The 17,974-nt window shown below is 65.7% G+C and carries 17 protein-coding genes; 8 read left to right on the plus strand and 9 right to left on the minus strand.

Annotated elements, in window-relative coordinates; all coding sequences use genetic code 11:
- Positions 1 to 631: 631 nt before the first annotated feature.
- The gene (locus QX048_RS25015) at positions 632 to 1,651 is read right to left on the minus strand and encodes a 1-aminocyclopropane-1-carboxylate deaminase (protein WP_315711969.1); all 1,020 of its coding nucleotides are present in this window, start codon (positions 1,649 to 1,651) and stop codon (positions 632 to 634) included.
- A gap of 145 nt (positions 1,652 to 1,796) precedes the next feature.
- On the opposite strand from QX048_RS25015, the gene QX048_RS25020 reads away from it, so the two are divergent.
- Positions 1,797 to 2,273, plus strand: a complete 477-nt coding sequence (locus QX048_RS25020; RefSeq protein WP_315711971.1) for an Lrp/AsnC family transcriptional regulator — start codon at positions 1,797 to 1,799, stop codon at positions 2,271 to 2,273.
- Between the two features lie 91 nt (positions 2,274 to 2,364).
- Positions 2,365 to 3,237 (plus strand): DUF2147 domain-containing protein, encoded by an 873-nt coding sequence (locus QX048_RS25025; protein WP_316200774.1) that lies wholly within the window; start codon positions 2,365 to 2,367, stop codon positions 3,235 to 3,237.
- A 77-nt stretch (positions 3,238 to 3,314) separates the two neighbouring features.
- Here the strand turns inward: QX048_RS25025 and QX048_RS25030 are convergent, their stop codons facing one another.
- A complete protein-coding gene (locus QX048_RS25030) occupies positions 3,315 to 3,722 on the minus strand; it encodes a cupin domain-containing protein (protein WP_008965351.1) in 408 nt (135 codons plus the stop codon).
- Positions 3,723 to 3,770: 48 nt separating this feature from the next.
- On the minus strand, positions 3,771 to 4,469 hold the full coding sequence (locus tag QX048_RS25035; protein ID WP_257164758.1) for a ribonuclease activity regulator RraA: 699 nt from the start codon (positions 4,467 to 4,469) through the stop codon (positions 3,771 to 3,773).
- A 247-nt stretch (positions 4,470 to 4,716) separates the two neighbouring features.
- Here QX048_RS25035 and pxpB point away from each other — a divergent pair, with 247 nt between their 5' ends.
- Genes pxpB through QX048_RS25050 form a run of 3 tightly spaced genes read left to right on the plus strand, consistent with a single transcriptional unit; the run spans position 4,717 to position 7,297 of the window.
- Positions 4,717 to 5,448, plus strand: coding sequence for a 5-oxoprolinase subunit PxpB (gene pxpB / locus QX048_RS25040; RefSeq protein WP_316188443.1), 732 nt, complete (start codon positions 4,717 to 4,719; stop codon positions 5,446 to 5,448).
- The gene (locus QX048_RS25045; protein WP_315751582.1) at positions 5,445 to 6,479 is read left to right on the plus strand and encodes a biotin-dependent carboxyltransferase family protein; all 1,035 of its coding nucleotides are present in this window, start codon (positions 5,445 to 5,447) and stop codon (positions 6,477 to 6,479) included. The genes pxpB and QX048_RS25045 overlap by 4 nt, the downstream gene beginning before the upstream one ends.
- A 50-nt stretch (positions 6,480 to 6,529) precedes the next feature.
- Positions 6,530 to 7,297 carry a 5-oxoprolinase subunit PxpA gene (locus QX048_RS25050; RefSeq protein WP_315711978.1) on the plus strand — a complete coding sequence of 256 codons (768 nt, stop codon included), beginning with the start codon at positions 6,530 to 6,532 and terminating at the stop codon, positions 7,295 to 7,297.
- Between the two features lie 6 nt (positions 7,298 to 7,303).
- Here the strand turns inward: QX048_RS25050 and QX048_RS25055 are convergent, their stop codons facing one another.
- The 5 genes from QX048_RS25055 to QX048_RS25075 form a co-directional block, all read right to left on the minus strand.
- Positions 7,304 to 7,453 (minus strand): hypothetical protein, encoded by a 150-nt coding sequence (locus QX048_RS25055; protein WP_315711980.1) that lies wholly within the window; start codon positions 7,451 to 7,453, stop codon positions 7,304 to 7,306.
- 159 nt (positions 7,454 to 7,612) lie between these two features.
- Positions 7,613 to 9,214 carry a sulfite reductase subunit alpha gene (locus tag QX048_RS25060; protein ID WP_316167947.1) on the minus strand — a complete coding sequence of 534 codons (1,602 nt, stop codon included), beginning with the start codon at positions 9,212 to 9,214 and terminating at the stop codon, positions 7,613 to 7,615.
- Between the two features lie 8 nt (positions 9,215 to 9,222).
- Complete coding sequence (locus tag QX048_RS25065; RefSeq protein WP_316170517.1) at positions 9,223 to 11,004, minus strand: NirA family protein; 1,782 nt, start codon at positions 11,002 to 11,004, stop codon at positions 9,223 to 9,225.
- A gap of 346 nt (positions 11,005 to 11,350) precedes the next feature.
- Positions 11,351 to 12,505 (minus strand): CmpA/NrtA family ABC transporter substrate-binding protein, encoded by a 1,155-nt coding sequence (locus QX048_RS25070; protein WP_315751585.1) that lies wholly within the window; start codon positions 12,503 to 12,505, stop codon positions 11,351 to 11,353.
- Positions 12,502 to 13,092: an ANTAR domain-containing response regulator gene (locus tag QX048_RS25075; protein WP_008965342.1), complete on the minus strand. Its 591-nt coding sequence runs from the start codon at positions 13,090 to 13,092 to the stop codon at positions 12,502 to 12,504. Before QX048_RS25075 ends, QX048_RS25070 begins: the two co-directional genes overlap by 4 nt.
- Positions 13,093 to 13,205: 113 nt before the next feature.
- On the opposite strand from QX048_RS25075, the gene rimO reads away from it, so the two are divergent.
- On the plus strand, positions 13,206 to 14,531 hold the full coding sequence (gene rimO / locus QX048_RS25080) for a 30S ribosomal protein S12 methylthiotransferase RimO (protein ID WP_315828492.1): 1,326 nt from the start codon (positions 13,206 to 13,208) through the stop codon (positions 14,529 to 14,531).
- Positions 14,532 to 14,622: 91 nt separating this feature from the next.
- Here the strand turns inward: rimO and QX048_RS25085 are convergent, their stop codons facing one another.
- On the minus strand, positions 14,623 to 15,744 hold the full coding sequence (locus QX048_RS25085; RefSeq protein WP_316200773.1) for a DUF2336 domain-containing protein: 1,122 nt from the start codon (positions 15,742 to 15,744) through the stop codon (positions 14,623 to 14,625).
- Between the two features lie 420 nt (positions 15,745 to 16,164).
- Here QX048_RS25085 and QX048_RS25090 point away from each other — a divergent pair, with 420 nt between their 5' ends.
- The gene (locus tag QX048_RS25090) at positions 16,165 to 17,361 is read left to right on the plus strand and encodes an acetylornithine transaminase (RefSeq protein WP_316167941.1); all 1,197 of its coding nucleotides are present in this window, start codon (positions 16,165 to 16,167) and stop codon (positions 17,359 to 17,361) included.
- A 299-nt stretch (positions 17,362 to 17,660) separates the two neighbouring features.
- Positions 17,661 to 17,939, plus strand: coding sequence for a hypothetical protein (locus QX048_RS25095; RefSeq protein ID WP_315711990.1), 279 nt, complete (start codon positions 17,661 to 17,663; stop codon positions 17,937 to 17,939).
- The last annotated feature ends 35 nt before the right edge of the window (positions 17,940 to 17,974 follow it).

Consider the following 17,974-nt stretch of genomic DNA (forward strand, 5'->3'; position numbering starts at 1 on the left):
AACTCCAGCAGAAGCGCTTGACGAGCTGCTGTCACGAATGAAAACACTTGGTGTTGCGACCACCGATTGAGCCCGCCGGTTGATCGGCAGCACCTGTGGTACCTGCCGCCTGCATTTTTTACGCAGGCGGGCCATGGGTGAGGCCCTCACCCGGCATTCCCTGCGCCCTCTTGTTTTAGGGAGGGTTCGAATGAAGGATCACTCGGACGTAGATGCGTCGCGAGAACGCGGGATCATGTTTGGAGCGCTCTCTCGACAGACTCGCCGTCATTCCGGGGCGCGCGGAGCGCGAGCCCGGAATCCATACTCTGTGACGAGGTTGTTGGAGCGAGATGGAGCAGCCAGCGTGGCCAATGCCGTGCACCTGTGGTTATGGATTCCGGGCTCGCGCGACGCGCGCCCCGGAATGACAACGGCATGTGTGGATTGCTCGCGCGTCACACTCCGTGTCGTCCCGGCCTCGAGCCGGGACCCAGATTCACAGGCCAAGGTTTGTGGCAGGCGCGTCAGATGCAGCGGAGCAGAACAGCGCCGCCGGTGGTTATGGGTCCCGGCTCGGAGGCCGGGACGACGGTGTATGTGTTGCGGCACCCCGGCTCATTGCGAGGAGCACGTGCGGCGCGAGCCGCCCTCACCCGTTGCGATACGTGTAGCTGTAGCCGTTGATCGCCGGGGCGCCGCCGAGATGCGCATAGAGCACCTTCGACCCTTCCGGGAAGTAGCCCTTCTTGACCAGGTCGATCATGCCCTGCATCGACTTGCCCTCATAGACCGGGTCGGTGATCATCGCCTCGGTGCGGGCGGCCAGGCGAATGGCCTCGTTGGTCTCGGCGCTCGGCACGCCATAGGCCGGATAGGCGTAGTCGTTGAGGATCACGATCTCGTCGTCGCGGACCTTGCGGCCGAGCTCGACGAGCTCAGCGGTGTTGTCGACGATCTGCCGCACCTGGCTGCGGGTCTGCTGCGGCGTGCCGGAGGCGTCAATGCCGATGACGCGGTCGGCGCGGCCGTCGGCAGCGAAGCCGACGATCATGCCGGCCTGGGTCGAGCCGGTGACGACGCAGACGATGATGTAGTCGAACTTGATGCCCATCTCGGCTTCCTGCGCCCTCACCTCCTCGGCGAAGCCGACATAGCCGAGACCGCCGAACTTGTGCACGGAGGCGCCGGCCGGAATGCCGTAGGGCTTGCCGCCGGCATCCTTGACCGACTGGATCGCATCTTCCCAGCTCTTGCGGATGCCGATGTCGAAACCGTCCTCGACGATGCGGCTGTCGGCGCCCATCAGGCGCGTCATCAGGATGTTGCCGACCCGGTCATAGACGGCGTCCTCGTGCGGCACCCAGCTCTCCTGCACGACGACGCACTTCATGCCGATCTTGGCCGCGGTCGCCGCCACCATGCGGGTATGGTTCGACTGCACGCCGCCGATCGAGACCAGGGTGTCGGCATTCGATTCGATCGCATCGGGCACGATGTATTCGAGCTTGCGCAGCTTGTTGCCGCCCATCGCGAGACCGGAATTGCAGTCGTCGCGCTTGGCATAGATCTGCACCTTGCCGCCGAGCGCCGCGGTCAGCCGCGGCAGATGCTCGATCGGGGTGGCACCGAAGGTGAGCGGATACTTCTTGAACTTGTCGAGCCGAAGCACGGGTCTCTCCGTGGGTGGATGAAAGGGCCGGCCGAAACATACGAAAAAGGCGGAGAAAGGTGCTCTCTTTATTGGCCTGCGTTTTTGTGCTCACGTCCGCAAGAATTGATACCGGCAAGAGATATGTCCGCACATGACGGAAAAAATGAGAGAATCTTCCACCGCTGATCTCGACCGGGTCGATCGGCGCATCCTGCAACTGCTGCAGAAGGACGGCCGGATGAGCAATGCCGAGCTTGCCGCCACCGTTCATGTCAGTCCAGCCACCTGCCATCGCCGCACCCAGCGCCTGTTCGAGGAGGGCTACATCAAGGGCGTGCGCGCCCAGATCGCGCCGGAGAAGGTCGAGCGCAGCGCGCTGGTGCTGGTCGGCGTCGTGCTCGATCGCTCGACGCCGGAGAGCTTTCGCACCTTCGAGGCGGCGATCCGCAAACTGAAATTCGTGCTCGATTGCCATCTCGTCGCCGGCGATTTCGACTTCTTCCTGAAGATCCGCGTTCGCGACATGCACGACTTCAACCGGATGCATGGCGACCAGCTGATCTCGCTGCCGGGCGTGCGGCAGACGCGCACGTTTTTCGTGATGAAGGAGGTGGTCGACAATGCGCCGCTCGATTTCTGAGCAGGCCGGGCATTGAACCGGTGGCGCCGCATCGGCGACTTACCAGCGCGTGAGCTCGCTCACATCAGCAACCGACATCGCGGAGACACGGATGAAGAGGCTGTTGGCCGTCGCGGCTTTGGTTCTGGCCAGCAGTGCCGCCGAGGCGCAATACGTCATCGAGTATGGCGGCAAGACGATCCGCATCGATCCCGACCGCGGCACCGTGCAGATCCCCGGCGTCTACGACAATACCGAGCAGAAGAAGACCAAGCGCACCAAGCGCGACCAGGACAATGCGACCAAGCCGCCTCCGGCGCCCACCGAGGCGGCGGTCACGCCGGCCCCGCCCGCGCAGGCTCCGGCTACGACCGCGCCCCCTGCTCCCGTCCCTGCGGCGCCCGCTCCGACGGCAGCCGCACCAGCGAGCCCGCCGGCGGCGCCTCCTCCCGTCCAGGCGGCCGCGCCACCGGCGCCGCTGCCGCCACCTCCGGCGGCCCCAGCCGCCAACGCCACGGCACCGGTTGCGCCGCCAGCCGCTGCAACGGCCGCTGCGGCTCCTGCTGCCGCGCCGGCTCCCGCCGCCGCGCCGCCGCCACCGCGGCCAGCCCAGACGCCTGCCGTGACCACGGCAGCTGCGCCGCCCGCCGCGGCGCAGACCGCCGGTCGCGATCCCAGCTCGCCGGTCGGCATCTGGTTGACCGAGGAGAAGGAGGGCCAGATTCGCATCGAGCCCTGCGGCACCAATCTCTGCGGCTACGCCGTGGATGCGAAGACCAAGCAGAACGGCGAGCAGATCCTGATCAACATGCGGCCGAGCGACAAGGCCCAGGAGAAGAAGTGGACCGGCCGCATCTTCGATCCGAACAGCGGCAGCACCTACGATTCGACGATCGCGCTGAAGGGGTCGGACAGTCTGCGCGTGCAGGGCTGCGCCTTCGGCGGCATGTTCTGCGGCGGCCAGACCTGGACGCGGGTGAACTGAGCCCGGCGCGCGACGCGCCTCCAAACGCAAAGCGCGCGGCCCTGCGACCGCGCGCTCGCACCGTTCTCAGTGATGTATCAGCCGACCGGGGTGGCGTATTCCTCGTCGGTGACGTGCTCCATCCAGGTCACGTGCTCGCCATTGAGCGATTCATGCATCGCGACGTGGACCATGCCGGTGGTCGGCGCGGCGCCATGCCAATGCTTCTCGCCCGGCGGGATCCAGACGACGTCGCCGGCCTTGATTTCGCGCACCGGCCCGCCCTTGGCCTGCACCCGGCCGACGCCCTGGATGACATAGAGCGTCTGTCCGAGCGGATGGGTGTGCCAGGCCGTGCGCGCGCCCGGCTCGAACGCGACGCGCGCCGAGGCGACGCGGGCTGGAGCCTGCGGCGTGATGATCGGGTCCTGCCAGACCGTGCCCGTAAAGCTTTCCGCGGCTGCACGGCGCGTGGGGCGCGAGCCCGCGAGATAAACGTCGACCATTGTTCTGCCTTTCCTGAAGCTGTGTCGTTGATCAATCGGTGCCGTGAACTACTTCTTCGACGCGGCGTAGCGCGCCTTGGTCTCGGCGTTCATCGGATAGAGACCCGGCAGCACCGCGCCCTTGTTCACCTCATCGACGATCCAGGCTTCCATGCGCTCCTGCTCGGGGCCTTCCGCGAGCACGTGATCGAGCATCGCCTGCGGGATCAGCACGGCGCCATCCTGGTCGGCGACGATGACGTCGTTCGGAAACACGGCAACACCGCCGCAGCCGATCGCCTCGCCCCAGCCGACGAAGGTGAGCCCTGCGACCGACGGCGGCGCGGCGTAGCCATCACACCATACGGGAAGGCCGGTGCCGAGCACGCCTTCGAGGTCGCGCACGACTCCGTCGGTGATCAGCGCGGTGACGCCGCGCTTGACCATGCGGGCGCACAGAATGTCGCCGAAGATGCCGGCGTCCTTGACGCCCATCGCATCGACCACGGCGATGCAGCCTTCGGGCATGGCCTCGATCGCGGTGCGGGTCGAGATCGGCGACGACCAGGATTCCGGGGTCGCCAGATCCTCGCGCGCCGGCACGAAGCGCAGCGTGAAGGCGGGACCGACCAGCCGCTTCTGTCCCGGGCGCAGCGGCTTGGCGCCGCGCAGCCAGACATTGCGCAACCCCTTCTTCAGCAGGACCGTGGTGATGGTCGCGGTGGTGACTTGAGACAGGGTGGCGATGGCTTCGGGAGTGAGGGACATCTTGAGACTGGCGCTCCAAACGGGCTGGCTGAAAAAGCAGGCGCATCTTGCGAGCGACGAAGGCGGCGTCAAGGGCATGCGCGGTGCGTCCGGCGCATGCGGGGCTTGCGTGCACCCGATAAGGCCTCCTTATCGCAAGACATCCGATTAATTTATTGAATTTTCGAGACTTTTTGCCTTGGACCCAATTCCACTGGCGCATGAAAACAGCTAGATGAGGAACACCAACGCGGATCACTTCGGACTCATGGCCGATCCTTTTCCACCTCCTCGCCTGCTGCCCAGCGGCGACAGCGCCGTCACCGTCGAGTTCAGCCGGACGATCGACGAGACCGCCAACCGCCGCGTCCTGGCGCTCGACCATGCGGTGGCAGCGGCCGGGATCGAGGGCATCACGGAGACGGTGCCGACCTATCGCTCGCTGCTCGTGCACTATGATGCAGGTGTGATCGACCACGACACCCTTGGAGCAAAGCTGTTGGCGCTGTCGGCCGGGTCGCTCGCGCCGGAAAGTGAGGTCAGGCGCTGGCGGGTTCCAGTCTGCTATGGCGGAGAGAATGGCATCGACCTCGAGGATGTCGCCAAGGCGTTGAGCCTCACGCCGGACGAAGTCGTCGCACGCCATATCGCCAGCACTTATCGCGTCGCAATGATCGGCTTCACGCCGGGCTGGTCCTATTTGTCCGGTCTCGATCCCACGCTGCAGATGTCGCGCCGCCAGAATCCGCGGCTCTGGACACCGGCCGGCATCATCGCCATCGGCGGCATCCAGACCGGCATCCAATGCCTTGCCGGCCCGTGCGGCTGGCACCTGCTTGGCCGCACCGCGATGCGGACATTTCAACTGCATCGCGAGCCGACCTTTCTGCTCGAGCCCGGCGACGAGGTCAGCTTCTATGCCGTTGACGTCAAGACCTTCGCCGAGCAGGAGCGCGCCGCCGAGGGCGGCGAGCTCATCGCCGAGCGGATCGCCACATGAGCACGCTCGTCGTCTCACAGATCGGCCCGGCAAGCTCGGTCCAGGATGGCGGGCGTTTCGGCGCGCAGCGCTACGGGCTGACGCCGTCCGGCGCGATGGACAAGCTGGCGCTGGCGGCAGCCAACAGCCTCGTCGGCAATGCGCTGATGGCGGCTGCGATCGAGATCGGCCCATTCGGCGCGACGTTCGCGGCGAAGGGCGGCGCGGTGCGCGTGGCGCTCGCCGGCGCGCAACGGCTGGCGGATGTCGCCAAGCGGCAGGTCGAGATCAACACGTCGGTGACGCTGAACGACGGAGAGCAGCTCACGCTCGGCTTTGCGCGCGGCGGCTCGTTCACCTATCTCGCCATCGCCGGTGGCATCGCCGGCGAACCGATGTTCAACAGTCTCTCGGTGAATGCGCGCGCCGGGCTCGGCAGCCCCTACCCCCGCCCGCTTCAGGCCGGCGACGTGTTCGAAGTCGCCCCCGCCGGCGATGCGCCGGAACTGCGGATCGATCTGCCGAAAGCCGGCGGCGCGATTCGCGTCGTCATGGGACCGCAGGACGACGAGTTCAGCGACGAGATGAAAGCGCTATTCCTCGGCAGCGACTGGATGGTCTCGGCGACCAGCGACCGCATGGGCTATCGCCTCGAGGGGCCGCAGATGCGCCACCTGCACGGTCACAACATCGTCTCGGACGGCACCGTGGACGGCAGCATCCAGGTGCCCGGCAACGGTTCGCCGATCGTGCTGATGTCGGACCGCGGCACCAGCGGCGGCTATCCGAAGATCGCGACCGTCATCACGGCCGATTTCGGACGCCTGGCGCAGACGCCGGCCGGCACGCCGTTCCGCTTCAAGGCCGTGAGCATGGCCGAGGCGCAGGCCGAACTGCGTCGTTACAAGGATCTGCTGCGCAGCTTGCCCGGCCGCGTCACCGAGCTTGCGAGCAGCGACTTCAACGTCGATGCGCTGTTCACGGCCAATGTGGCCGGTCATGCCGTCAGCGCAACCGACGCCACCACCTGGCCCGGAGTCACTCCCGATTAGTTTGATCACATCTCACGTTGCTTCGGACCCATCAACGAGCGGACCCTGACATGACCAGCACCGTCGATCTGAACTGCGACCTCGGAGAGAGTTTTGGCCCGTGGGAAATGGGCAATGACGCCGCCATGATCGAGCTGGCGACATCGGTCAACGTCGCCTGCGGCTTTCATGCCGGTGACGCCGACATCATGCGGCGGACGGTCGAGATGGCGAAGGCCAAAGGCGTCAGCGTCGGCGCGCATCCCGGCTATCGCGATCTGCATGGTTTCGGTCGGCGTCCGATGCCGGGGCTGAAATCATCGGAGATCGAGAACCTCGTCGCCTATCAGATCGGCGCCCTGCAGGCGATCGCCACTGCGGCCGGTCACAAGGTCACGCATGTGAAGGCACACGGCGCGTTGTCCAATGTCGCCTGCGAGGACGACATGACGGCGAACGCCATCGCCAAGGCGATCAAGGCCGTCGATCCGAGCCTGATCTTCGTCGTGCTCGCCAACTCCAAGCTGGTGACCGCTGGCGAGAAGGCCAATCTGAGGATGGCTCACGAGGTGTTTGCCGATCGCGCCTATGGCGACGATGGACTCCTGGTGTCGCGCAGCAAGCCCGGCGCCGTGCTGCACGATCCCAAGGTCATCGCCGATCGTGTGGTGCGCATGGTTCAGGACGGCGCGGTGATTTCGGTGACTGGCAAGGTGATGAAGATGCGGACCGACACCGTCTGCATCCATGGCGACACCGCCGGCGCGGTCGAGATTGCGCGGGAGGTCCGCAAGGCGCTCGACGCGGCCGCCATCACGGTCGCGCCGTTCAAGAGGTGATGAGAATCAGAATGGATGCGTGAAAGACGTGCCCAGGGTGATCGCGGCAATCAGCGCCATCGCGCTGTAGAAGGCAACCAGCGCGACGGTTGCGCCGCGTTCGCGAATGGCGCGGGCCTGGGGCATCTGTCGCAGGGGCGTGGATATCGTGCGCATGGCCGGTCTCCTGAAGTTCCGGCCATGAGAAAAGCGTTCCCGCGGCCGGGTGCAAGGCAACCGGCGAAATAACGACAAGCCCCCTGTTTCGGGTCCGCTTGGAACCAAAAAATTCTCGGCCGATGTTGCGACCGAGAATATTCTCCGCCGGGTTCCAGCTCAGTAGACGTCGAGCTGGAACCGGCCCTTCTTCTTGAGGTCCGCGACGAAACTCACCGCCTCGTCCGTCGAACGCGCGCCGAACTGGGCGACGATGTCGACCAGGGCGCGCTCGACGTCCTTGGCCATGCGCTTGGCGTCGCCGCAGATGTAGAGATGGGCGCCGTCGGCGAGCCAGGTCCACACCTCGCGGCCGACCTCGCGCATGCGGTCCTGGACGTAGAATTTCTTGTCGCCGTCGCGCGACCACGCCAGCGACAGCCGCGTCAAGAGGCCGGCGGTCTTCATGGCGTTGAGCTCGTCGGCGTAGAAGAAGTCGCAGTCGCTGCGCTGATGGCCGAAGAACAGCCAGTTTTTGCCCGGCGCTCCGGTCGCCCTGCGGTCGTGCAGGAAGGCGCGGAACGGCGCAACGCCGGTGCCGGGGCCGACCATGATGATCGGCGTCTTCGGATCGGCCGGCAACGCAAAGCCATGCGCCTTCTGCACATAGACGCGCAGCTTGTCGCCGGGATTGATCCGCTCGGCCAGGAAGGTCGAGGCAAGTCCCAGCCGCTTGCGCTTGCCAACGACGTAGCGGACGCAGTCGACCGTCAGCGACAGCTTGCCGGGCGTGGCATTGTGCGACGACGAGATCGAGTAGAGCCGCGGCTGCAGCGGCTCCAGCGCCTCGACGAAGGCCTCGGGATGCGGCCGGACGCCGGAGAACTTCTGCAGCACCGCCATCACATCGAGCGTCGCCGCGTCGCCATCGGGATCCTCGCCCTGCGCCAGCTGCCGCGCCTTCTCGCGGGTCGCGCCGCCGGTGATGAAGGAGATCAGCTCGAACAGCGAATCCGGCGCCGGCGCCAGCGAGACGTCCTCGAGCAGGCACTGCCGCAGCGGCTTGCCGTTCACCTCGGTCATGTGCGAGGCGCCGAGCAGCGCGATGATCTGATCGACCAGGCCGAGATCATTCTTGGCGAAGATGCCGAAGGAATCGCCGACGACGTAGTCGAGCCCGCTCTCTCCGAGATCGAACTCGATGTGCCAGGTCTCCTTCTCCGAGCCCGGCTTGTTGAGCAGACGCCGCGACAGGAACGTCGCCTCGACCGGATTGTCGCGCGAGCGACCGGGCTCGCTGACGACGACGGAGACGGTGGCCGGCGCAGCCGCAGCGGGCTTGGCCGCGGCCGGAGCCTTGTCGATCTCCTCGTAGAGCGCCTTGAGCATCCGCGCGGTTTCCTTGCCGCCGGGGACGCACAGGTTGAGCCGCGCCTCGCTGCGATCGGCAATCGCATCCGAATAGTCGCTGCAATTGTAGCCGCATTGGCCGCAGTCCTGCTGTGCCATGGCCGCCATCATGCGCCGGCGCAGCGGACGGCCCTCGGCGAGCTTCATGCGCTCGCCGATCGGCATGGTCTGATCGTGCCATGGCGCCTCGCCGTCATCACCGTCGCCCGCGGGCGCGAGCACGGCGCCGTTCTGCGCCGGCGACAATGCCGTCGCGCCGTCGAGACCGAGCGCTCCGGCCAGGAAGCCGTTGAGCCACGAGCGCTGCGCCTCGGAAAATGGCGCCGTCGGAGGAATGATCTCGATCTTGGACATGGGCGTGATCTGGTTCATGCTGAGACCTACGACGAAATCTGGGCTTCGGCGAGATTGCGCAGCGTTTCGCCGTCGTGACGACGTGCGAACGACAGGAAGGTCTCGTCGGGTGAGGTGCGGTGCGCGAGATAGGCCTTGAGCAGCTTCTCGACGGTGCGGGGCGCATCCTCGGCCTTGAGATCGCGATAGACCTCGCGGCCGATATCGGCCTGCGGGCCGAAGCCGCCGCCGGCGAACAAATGATAGCCCTCGACGGTGTCGTCGCCATCGCCGACCGGCACCTTCGCGCCGATCATGCCGATGTCGCTGATGTAGTGCTGGGCGCAGGAGTGATGACAGCCGGTCAGATGGATGTTGAGAGGCGTGTCGACATCCACCCTCGTCTCGCACCAGTCGCCGATCTCGGCCGCATGTTTCTTGGTGTTGGATGCTGCGAACTTGCAGCCGGCGTTGCCGGTGCAGGCGATCAGTCCGGCGCGGATGTGCGAGGCCTTGACCGAAAGTCCGATCTGCTCGACCGCGGCGCAGGCCAGCGCGACCTTGTCGTCGCGGACGCCCGATAACAGCAGGTTCTGCCACACCGTGAGCCGGATCTCGCCGTCGCCGAGATCCGCAGCGATCTTGGCGAGCGCGCGCATCTGATCCGTGGTCAGCTTGCCCAGCGGCAGCACGACGCCGATCCAGTTCAACCCTTGCTGCTTCTGCTGGTGCACGCCGACATGGGCCATGCGGTCGGAGTCGGGCCGCGGCTCGAGCGCCTCGTCGGGGACGCGCGCCAGCTTGCGGCCGAGCCTTGTTTCAACGGCTTCCATGAACTTGTCGTGGCCCATGCTGTCGAGCACGTATTTGAGCCGCGCCTTGAGGCGATTGGTGCGGTCGCCGGTCTCGATGAACAGCCGCACGATGGCGTCGGCCACCTCGGTCGCCCGCTCCGGCTCGACGATGATTCCTGTCGGCTTGGCGAAATCCTTGTGTCCGGTGATGCCGCCGAGGCCGAGCTTGAACCACACGCCCGGCGCAACGCCGAATCCGTCCTTCACCTCGACCGCCGAGAACGCGATGTCGTTGGTGTCCTCCAACGCCGCGATCCGACCGGCGCCGTCGAAGGCGACATTGAACTTGCGCGGCAGGCCGTAGAGCGAGCGGTCGTTGAGGATGTGGAAGTGCCATTCGCGCGCGAAAGGACGCGTGTCCAGCAGCTCCTGCGGATCGATGCCGGCGGTCGGCGTTCCCGTCACGTTGCGGATGTTGTCGGCGCCGGAGCCGCGCGCCGTCAGGCCGAGATCCGACAGACCTTCCAGCAGCATCACGGCATGCTTGGGCGGGATCTCGCGTAGCTGCAGATTGGCGCGCGTCGTGACGTGGCTATAGGGACCGCAGAGCCGGTCGGCGAGGTCGGCAAGCCCCGCGAGCTGCCAATGCTTCATTACGCCGTTGGGAATGCGCAGGCGGCACATGTAGGAGTCCTGCGCCGGCGCGACATGAAACAGGCCGTAATAGCGCCAGCGGAAATTGTCCGCCGCGGACGGCGCAGCATTGCTGCGGGCCTGCTCCTTCAGCCGCTCATAGGCATCGAACGGGTGCAGCTCGCGCTTGACCTTCTCCTGGTCGGCGAGCTTGCGCCCGGATGCGATGACCTTGTCCTGCGCCTTGATGTGAATGGCGTCGGGCCCGGTCGGCTCGGCAATCGTCGTCGCGGCAGCAGCCTGCCCGCGGCCGGCCAGCGTGACCTTGAGGCCGGCGGCCAACCCCTCAAGGTAGCGCTTCTGCTCGTCGTTGAAGTCGACTGACAAGGGTTCGATTTTCATGATGGCGGACGAAGCTCCAGCGGCCAGGACGAATGGCGTTTGCGGATGGGACGAGGATCGCGTCGTCGAACGGCCGATGGGGGGCGGTTCAAATGAGCGATCCGACCAGCTTCGTTGCTGCGGAAATCCGGTAATGGACTGCAGTCAGCGGCATCTGTGGCGGCTGACCGCACTGCAATATTCAAATTGCGTGCCAGCCGGGACAAGCAGGAAATGTAAGAGAATTCAGAGGGCTGCTCAAATCGGCGAACCCGCACTGGCAGGCTCAAGCCCTCAAATGCGGGCACTTCGCCCAAAATTTGATCGGCGGAGCGAGTTGCCCAAATTGGGTGCTGAGTGGAAGACCTCAGGCCGTCCAGCGGCCGATCTTGAAGGCCTTGAGATGGCCGATCACGTCGTCCGCCGCGAAAGGCGGACCGGCGAAGGCGCCGATGGCGCCATCCGTGCCGACCGCGGCCGTGCCCATCGCCGCGTCGTAGATGTCCGGCCGGAACACGCCCATGGCGGTGCCCAGGGCTTCAGTGCTGAGGGGAGTCTGGCCCCACCGCACCATCTGGGCATAGAGCCAGGCCGCCTGGATCTTCTCGGGCCGTCCCGCCTCTTCCCGGCCCACCAGCAGATAGCGCGAGCTTTCGCGGAAGGTGCCGTCCGGCGAGATTTTGAGGCGGCCGTCCAGCGTGCGCTGGAGCACCTCCGCATCGACGCCGATCCGCTCCGGCTGGGCTAGGATACGCGCGGCTTCTGCGTGGTTCTGCTCGATGAATTCGGCGGCCTTGGCGCAGGCGCGGACCAGGCCGGCGAGGGCGTCGGGATTCTTGTCAGCCCAGCTCTGCCTGACCGCCAGCACCTTTTCGGCCGCGCGCACCAGCACGTCAGACACGAAGTGGAGAATATGGCCGATGCCGAGATCGACCGCGATCGAGTTCCACGGTGCTCCGACGCAGAACGCGTCGACGTGACCGTTGGCGATGCTCTCCACCATGTAGGGCGGCGGCAGCACCACGAGACGGACGTCCTCATCGGGGTCGACACCGCCTGCGGCCATCCAGAACCGCAACTGATAGTTGTGGGTCGAGAACGGAAACGTCATGCCGAACGTCAGCGGCTCGGCGCCGGCCTTGCGCCGTTCAGCGACGACGCGCGCCAGCGCCAGCGCCGTCGCCATCGGGTCGAAACGATCCCCCTCGAGGTGGGCCATGATCGCCGCATGCAGCGCTGGCGTCACGGTGATCGCGTTGCCATTCACTCCGAGATTGAAGGGAGCCACGATCGGCACCTTGACATGGCCGATGCCCAGGCTGGACGCAATGGCGACGGGAGCCAGCAGATGCGCCGCGTGGAACAGGCCGATGTTGAGCTTGTCGCGCACGTTCGACCATGACACTTCGCGGACCAGCGTGACATCGAGACCTTCAGCCGCGGTGAATCCGTTGTCGACGGCGACGATCAGCGCGGCGGCATCGACCAGCGGGATGAAGCCAATGCGAAGCGGGCCGGTCATTTCAGCATCTCCGAGGCGGTCAGGATCGATTGCGCGATCTCGCCGATCTTCTTCTTTTCGCGCATCGCCGTGGAGCGCAACAGCACATAGGCTTCCTCTTCGGTGAAGCCCTTCATCTTCATCAGAATGCCCTTGGCGCGATCGATCACCTTGCGGTCTTCGAGCGCGGACTTGGTGCGCTCGAGCTCGTCCTGAAGCTTGGAGAACGCATTGAAGCGGGAGATGCAGAGATCGAGGATCGGCTTGATCCGCTCCTTCTTCAGGCCGTCGACGATGTAGGCGGAGACGCCCGCCTCCACCGAGGCCTGGATCGAAGCCGCGTCGCTCTGGTCCACGAACATCGCGATCGGCCGGCGGACGGCGCGACTGACCTGGAACATCTGCTCCAGCACGTCGCGGCTCGGGTTCTCCAGGTCGATGACGATGACGTCCGGATCCAGGGCATAGATGCGCGCCAGGAGACCCTGCATCTCGCTGACATGCACGACGCCGGTAAAGCCCGCTTCCCGCAAGCCTTCCTCGAGGATGGCCGCGCGGATCGGGCTTTCGTCGACGATCACGATTTTAGGCGATTGCTCGGCGCTCATCGATCACCAGGTTGTCCGGGCCCTCACCCATAGCATGGACGTGGCCGCGTCAAAGCCTTGTCTTTCTGGGCAATTCGGACTAGCTGACGCCTATCTCATCAGGCAGTTCCAAGATGCAGCAGGGTTCGGCGCCCAAGATCAGCTTTGTTTCGCTCGGATGTCCCAAGGCTTTGGTCGATTCCGAGCGCATCATCACGCGCCTTCGCGCCGAGGGCTACGAGCTTGCCCGGAAGCATGACGGCGCCGACGTCGTCATCGTCAATACCTGCGGGTTCCTGGACAGCGCCAAGCAGGAATCCCTGTCGGCGATCGGCTCGGCCATGGCCGAGAACGGCAAGGTCATCGTGACCGGCTGCATGGGCGCCGAGCCGGAGCAGATCGAGCAGGCCTATCCCGGCGTGCTGTCGATCACCGGCCCGCAGCAGTACGAGAGTGTGCTGGACGCGGTCCACCGCGCATCGCCGCCTGCGCACAACCCTCACCTCGATCTGGTTCCTCCGCAGGGCATCAAGCTCACGCCCCGGCACTACGCCTATCTGAAGATCTCCGAAGGTTGCAACAACCGCTGCACCTTCTGCATCATCCCGAAGCTGCGTGGCGATCTGGTGTCGCGCCCCGCAGCCGACGTGCTGCGCGAGGCCGAGCGGCTGGTCGCAGCCGGCGTCAAGGAGCTCCTGGTCATTTCGCAGGACACCTCGGCCTATGGGCTGGACCTGAAATATGCCGAAAGCGCCTGGAAGGACCGCAGCGTCCGGGCTCGCTTCCTCGATCTGGCGCGCGAGCTCGGCGAGCTCGGCGCCTGGGTCCGGCTGCATTACGTCTACCCCTACCCGCATGTCGACGAGGTGATCGGCCTCATGGCTGACGGTAAAATATTGCCTTATCTCGACATCCCGTTCCAACATGCCAGCCCGAACGTCCTGAAGGCGATGCGCCGCCCGGCGGCGCAGGACAAGACGCTGGACCGGATCAAGGCGTGGCGGACCACCTGCCCCGACCTCGCGCTGCGCTCGACCTTCATCGTCGGCTTCCCCGGAGAGACGGACGCCGATTTCGCCTATCTGCTGGACTGGCTGGATGAGGCCGAGATCGATCGGCTCGGATGCTTCAAATACGAGCCTGTGGCCGGCGCGACCTCCAACGCCCTACCCGACCAGGTCCCGGACGCGGTCAAGCAGGAGCGCTGGGACGCCCTGATGGCTCGCCAGCAGAAGATCTCGGCACGCCGGCTCAAGCGCAAGGTTGGAACGCGTCAGCAGGTGATCATCGACGAGGTCGGGCCAAGCGTCGCCAAGGGCCGCACCAAGGCTGATGCGCCCGACATCGATGGCGCCGTTTATCTGTCCAGCCGGCGGCCGCTGCGTGTCGGCGAGATCGTCACGGTCAAGATCGAGCGGGCCGACGAATACGACCTGCACGGCACGGTCGCTGGGTTTTAGCGCGGCTCTGTCGGGTCTCGGGCCACCCGCCGGGAACTCCGGGGAATCGCAGACGGGCGTGTAGATGCGTCCTGGACCTGCGGACCGGCCCTCAGTGCGAGGAGCCCGTGGTGCGAACCGACCAGAGCTTCAGCAGGCGAAGCGCCTCGTCCTGCTTCAGTTCGAGATATTTGTTCTTGAGCTTGGTCAGCTCGTCGGGAGGCGTTGCACCTGAAACGAACCGGCTATCGAGGATCGCGGCAACCGTGACCCAGCTCAGTCCAGCGGCCTTGCACGGCACGAGAATGCCGTCGCTGCGCAGGCTCTGCATCAGCGGCCGCACCAGCTCGATGCTGCATTTCGCGAGCTCCGCGATGGCCGCGATCGTCTCGCCGTAGCGCCGCTGGCGGGCAAATTCGAGCAACTCGGCCTCGGTGAGCTTTCCGCCCTGTTTGAGTTGGCCGATCGCCGCCTTGGCGCTGCCGCCGACGCGGTTTCGTGACATCTCGCGCTCGGCGTCGAGCGTGGCCGCCGAAATGGCGCTGCGGATTTCCTCGTAGAGATGCGGCGGCGCCGAGGCGAGCAGGCGCACCCTCACCGCCTCCGTCGCGCGCTGCAACAGGGTCCTGCGCAAGGCTGCCGGCAGATCGGCGCGGATGCCGGCCGCGACCGTGAGCTCCGCATCTCCAGCCGCTTGCGCCACGATGGCGGCAAATCCGGCGGGAGACACCCGCGCACCGGGATTCTTCATCAGTTGCCGGCTCACGCTCGGATAGCGTCGCGCGAGCAGCGCATCGGTGACGATCTCCTGCAGCCACCAGCGCCCGGCGATCGCCACCAGGTGCTTCTCGCTGCGCGTCTGCGCGATCTCGATCAGATCCTCGCTGCTCAGCCGCGGCGATTCCGAAAGCACCGGCCCCGCGACGGCGATGTCGTCATGATGAGCCAGCCGCCGGATCACGCCAGCCGGCGCCTGCGGGATCGGGGCAAGCTGGGCGCTGAGTTCGGCGAGTGCGATCCGGGCACCGACGTCGGCCAGCGCGCGCAGCTCGATGGTGTTGACGAGACGCTCGAAGACGTCGGCAAACAGCGCGTGCTGCTCGATATCCAGGCTGCCGGCGGAGGCGACGAACAGGGAGGCGACTCGCTCGGCCACGCCGGAGCAGCGATCGGCTGAGCCGGTGGCTATGGCCGCCTGCACTTCTTCGGCGATCGTGAGATGGGGGTTCGACATCGCTCATCCTGAGCAGCTTGCATTTTCAAGCTGGCCGGCAAAGTAAACGCAGCCGCTAAATGTTTGGTAAAGTTGTCACTAAAGCGCGAGACCCGAGATTGGATCGTGCGGCCTTCGCGCCGGCCGGCGCTTCCCTCGCCGCTTCCCGGAGCGGCGGCCCGTATTGCACCCTGCAGGCCGGCATCTTGACACCGGTTGCGATTTGCCTGTATGGCCGCCGCATGATCTTCAACCGGACCAACCGCCGCGCCGCCGTTTGCCGTCGTCACCGCCGTGACGATGCCGGGGCGCGCCATGTCCGAAGACGTTGCTGATCAGCTAGCTCATCAGCTCCAGGTTTTCGAGAAGGCCGCTCCCGCAAAGGAGCGGCCTTCTCGCTTTTTGGCCCACCGTTTCCCCCCTGAGCACAGGAGATTGCACATGCTGACCGCCTCCCATCCCTACGACGCTCTGATGGAGATCACGGCGCGTCCGCGCACCGTCTTCGTTCAGGGCAAGGGCTCCTGGCTATGGGACGACGACGGCAAGCGCTATCTGGACTTCATCCAGGGCTGGGCCGTGAACTCGCTCGGCCATGCGCCGCCGGAGCTGGCCAGCGCGCTCGCCAGCCAGGCGGCGCGCCTGATCACGCCGAGCCCAGCGTATTTCAACGACACCAGCCTGCAGTTCGCCAAGGCACTCGTCGACCGCTCGTGCTTCGACCAGGTGTTCTTCACCAATTCGGGCGCCGAAGCCAATGAAGGCGCCATCAAGCTCGCGCGCAAATACGGCGCTCTGCGCAAGAACGGCGCGTATGAGATCATCACCTTCGAGGGCGGCTTCCACGGCCGCACGCTGGCGACGATGTCGGCTTCTGGCAAGAAGGCGTTCGAGCCGCTGTTCGAGCCCAAGGTCCCGGGCTTTCCAAAGGCACGCCTGAACGACATCGCCTCGGTCGAGGCCCTGATCTCCGACAAGACGGTGGCGATCATGCTCGAGCCGATCCAGGGCGAGGCCGGCGTGTGGCCCGCGACGGACAGTCTCCTGCAGCAGTTGCGGGCGCTGACCACCAGGCACGGGCTGCTGCTGATCGTCGACGAGATCCAGACCGGCATGGGCCGCACCGGAAAGCTGTTCGGCTATGAGCACGCCGACGTCCTCCCGGACATCATGACCTTGGGCAAGGGCATCGGCGGCGGCGTTCCGCTCGCCGCCCTGCTGGCGACCGAAGCGGCGTCTTGCTTCGAGCATGGCGATCAGGGCGGTACCTTCAACGGCAATCCGCTGATGTGTGCGGCGGGACTCGCCGTGCTCGACGTCATCGAGAAGCCGGAGTTTCTGAAGGCTGTCACGGACAACGGGATCTATCTGGAGAGCGAGTTGCAGCGCATCTCGGCAAGGCACGGCCTGGGCGAAGTGCGCGGCCGTGGTCTGTTGCTTGCGCTCGACGTGATCAGGCCGATCGCGCCGGCGATCGTCGCGCATGCCTTCGAGCTCGGCCTGCTGCTGAACGCGCCGCGTCCGGATGCGCTGCGCTTCATGCCGGCCCTCAATGTGACGCGCGATGACATCGCGGCGATGATCGACACGCTGGACGGAATCCTGACCAAGGTCGGCGCCGCGCGCTGCGTCGCCTGATCGAATGCCGTTCGGGACGCAGGCTCCGTGCCATACGCGAAGCCTGCGTCCCGCTGCCTACAGATGAGGCACAAACATCGAGGTCGGGCTCGCCGCCATTTGACCTGGATCAAGGACAGCCGTCCCTCTGAACAACGATCCTGATCGCGCCAAACACCTGCGATCCGATGACTTACGTTATATCTCTACTGATATAGCGTTGTACGGGATGTGATCAGCTCGGAGGAAAGAGGCTTGCCGGGACCAAGCTGATGATCATCCGCCGACAACGAGGTCGGCACGATAGAGGAGATGCAAGAATGGCGAGAGACAATCTGGCTCGGGCGTTGCCGGTCGAAGACAGCGGCAGCCAAATCGCCCTGGCCGCGACCGAAGAGGTGCTGATCCACGTTCGCTTCTTCCCGAACTCGGACATCAACTCGATCGGCGAGAAGCCCGCCAGCCTGACCGCCAATGAATGGTATGAGCGCCTGCTCGACATGGCGCGTCCGCATTATCAGACCTTCGCCGGCGGCCGCGGCTTCTTCCGCATCCCCCGCCCCTGTTTCGAGGCGATCCTGAAGGGCGTTGCTGCCTGACGTCGGCTCTCTCTCCGGATGAGGCCGCGAGCGTC

The organism is Bradyrhizobium sp. SZCCHNS30572 (genome assembly GCF_032484415.1).
Lineage (GTDB): Bacteria > Pseudomonadota > Alphaproteobacteria > Rhizobiales > Xanthobacteraceae > Bradyrhizobium.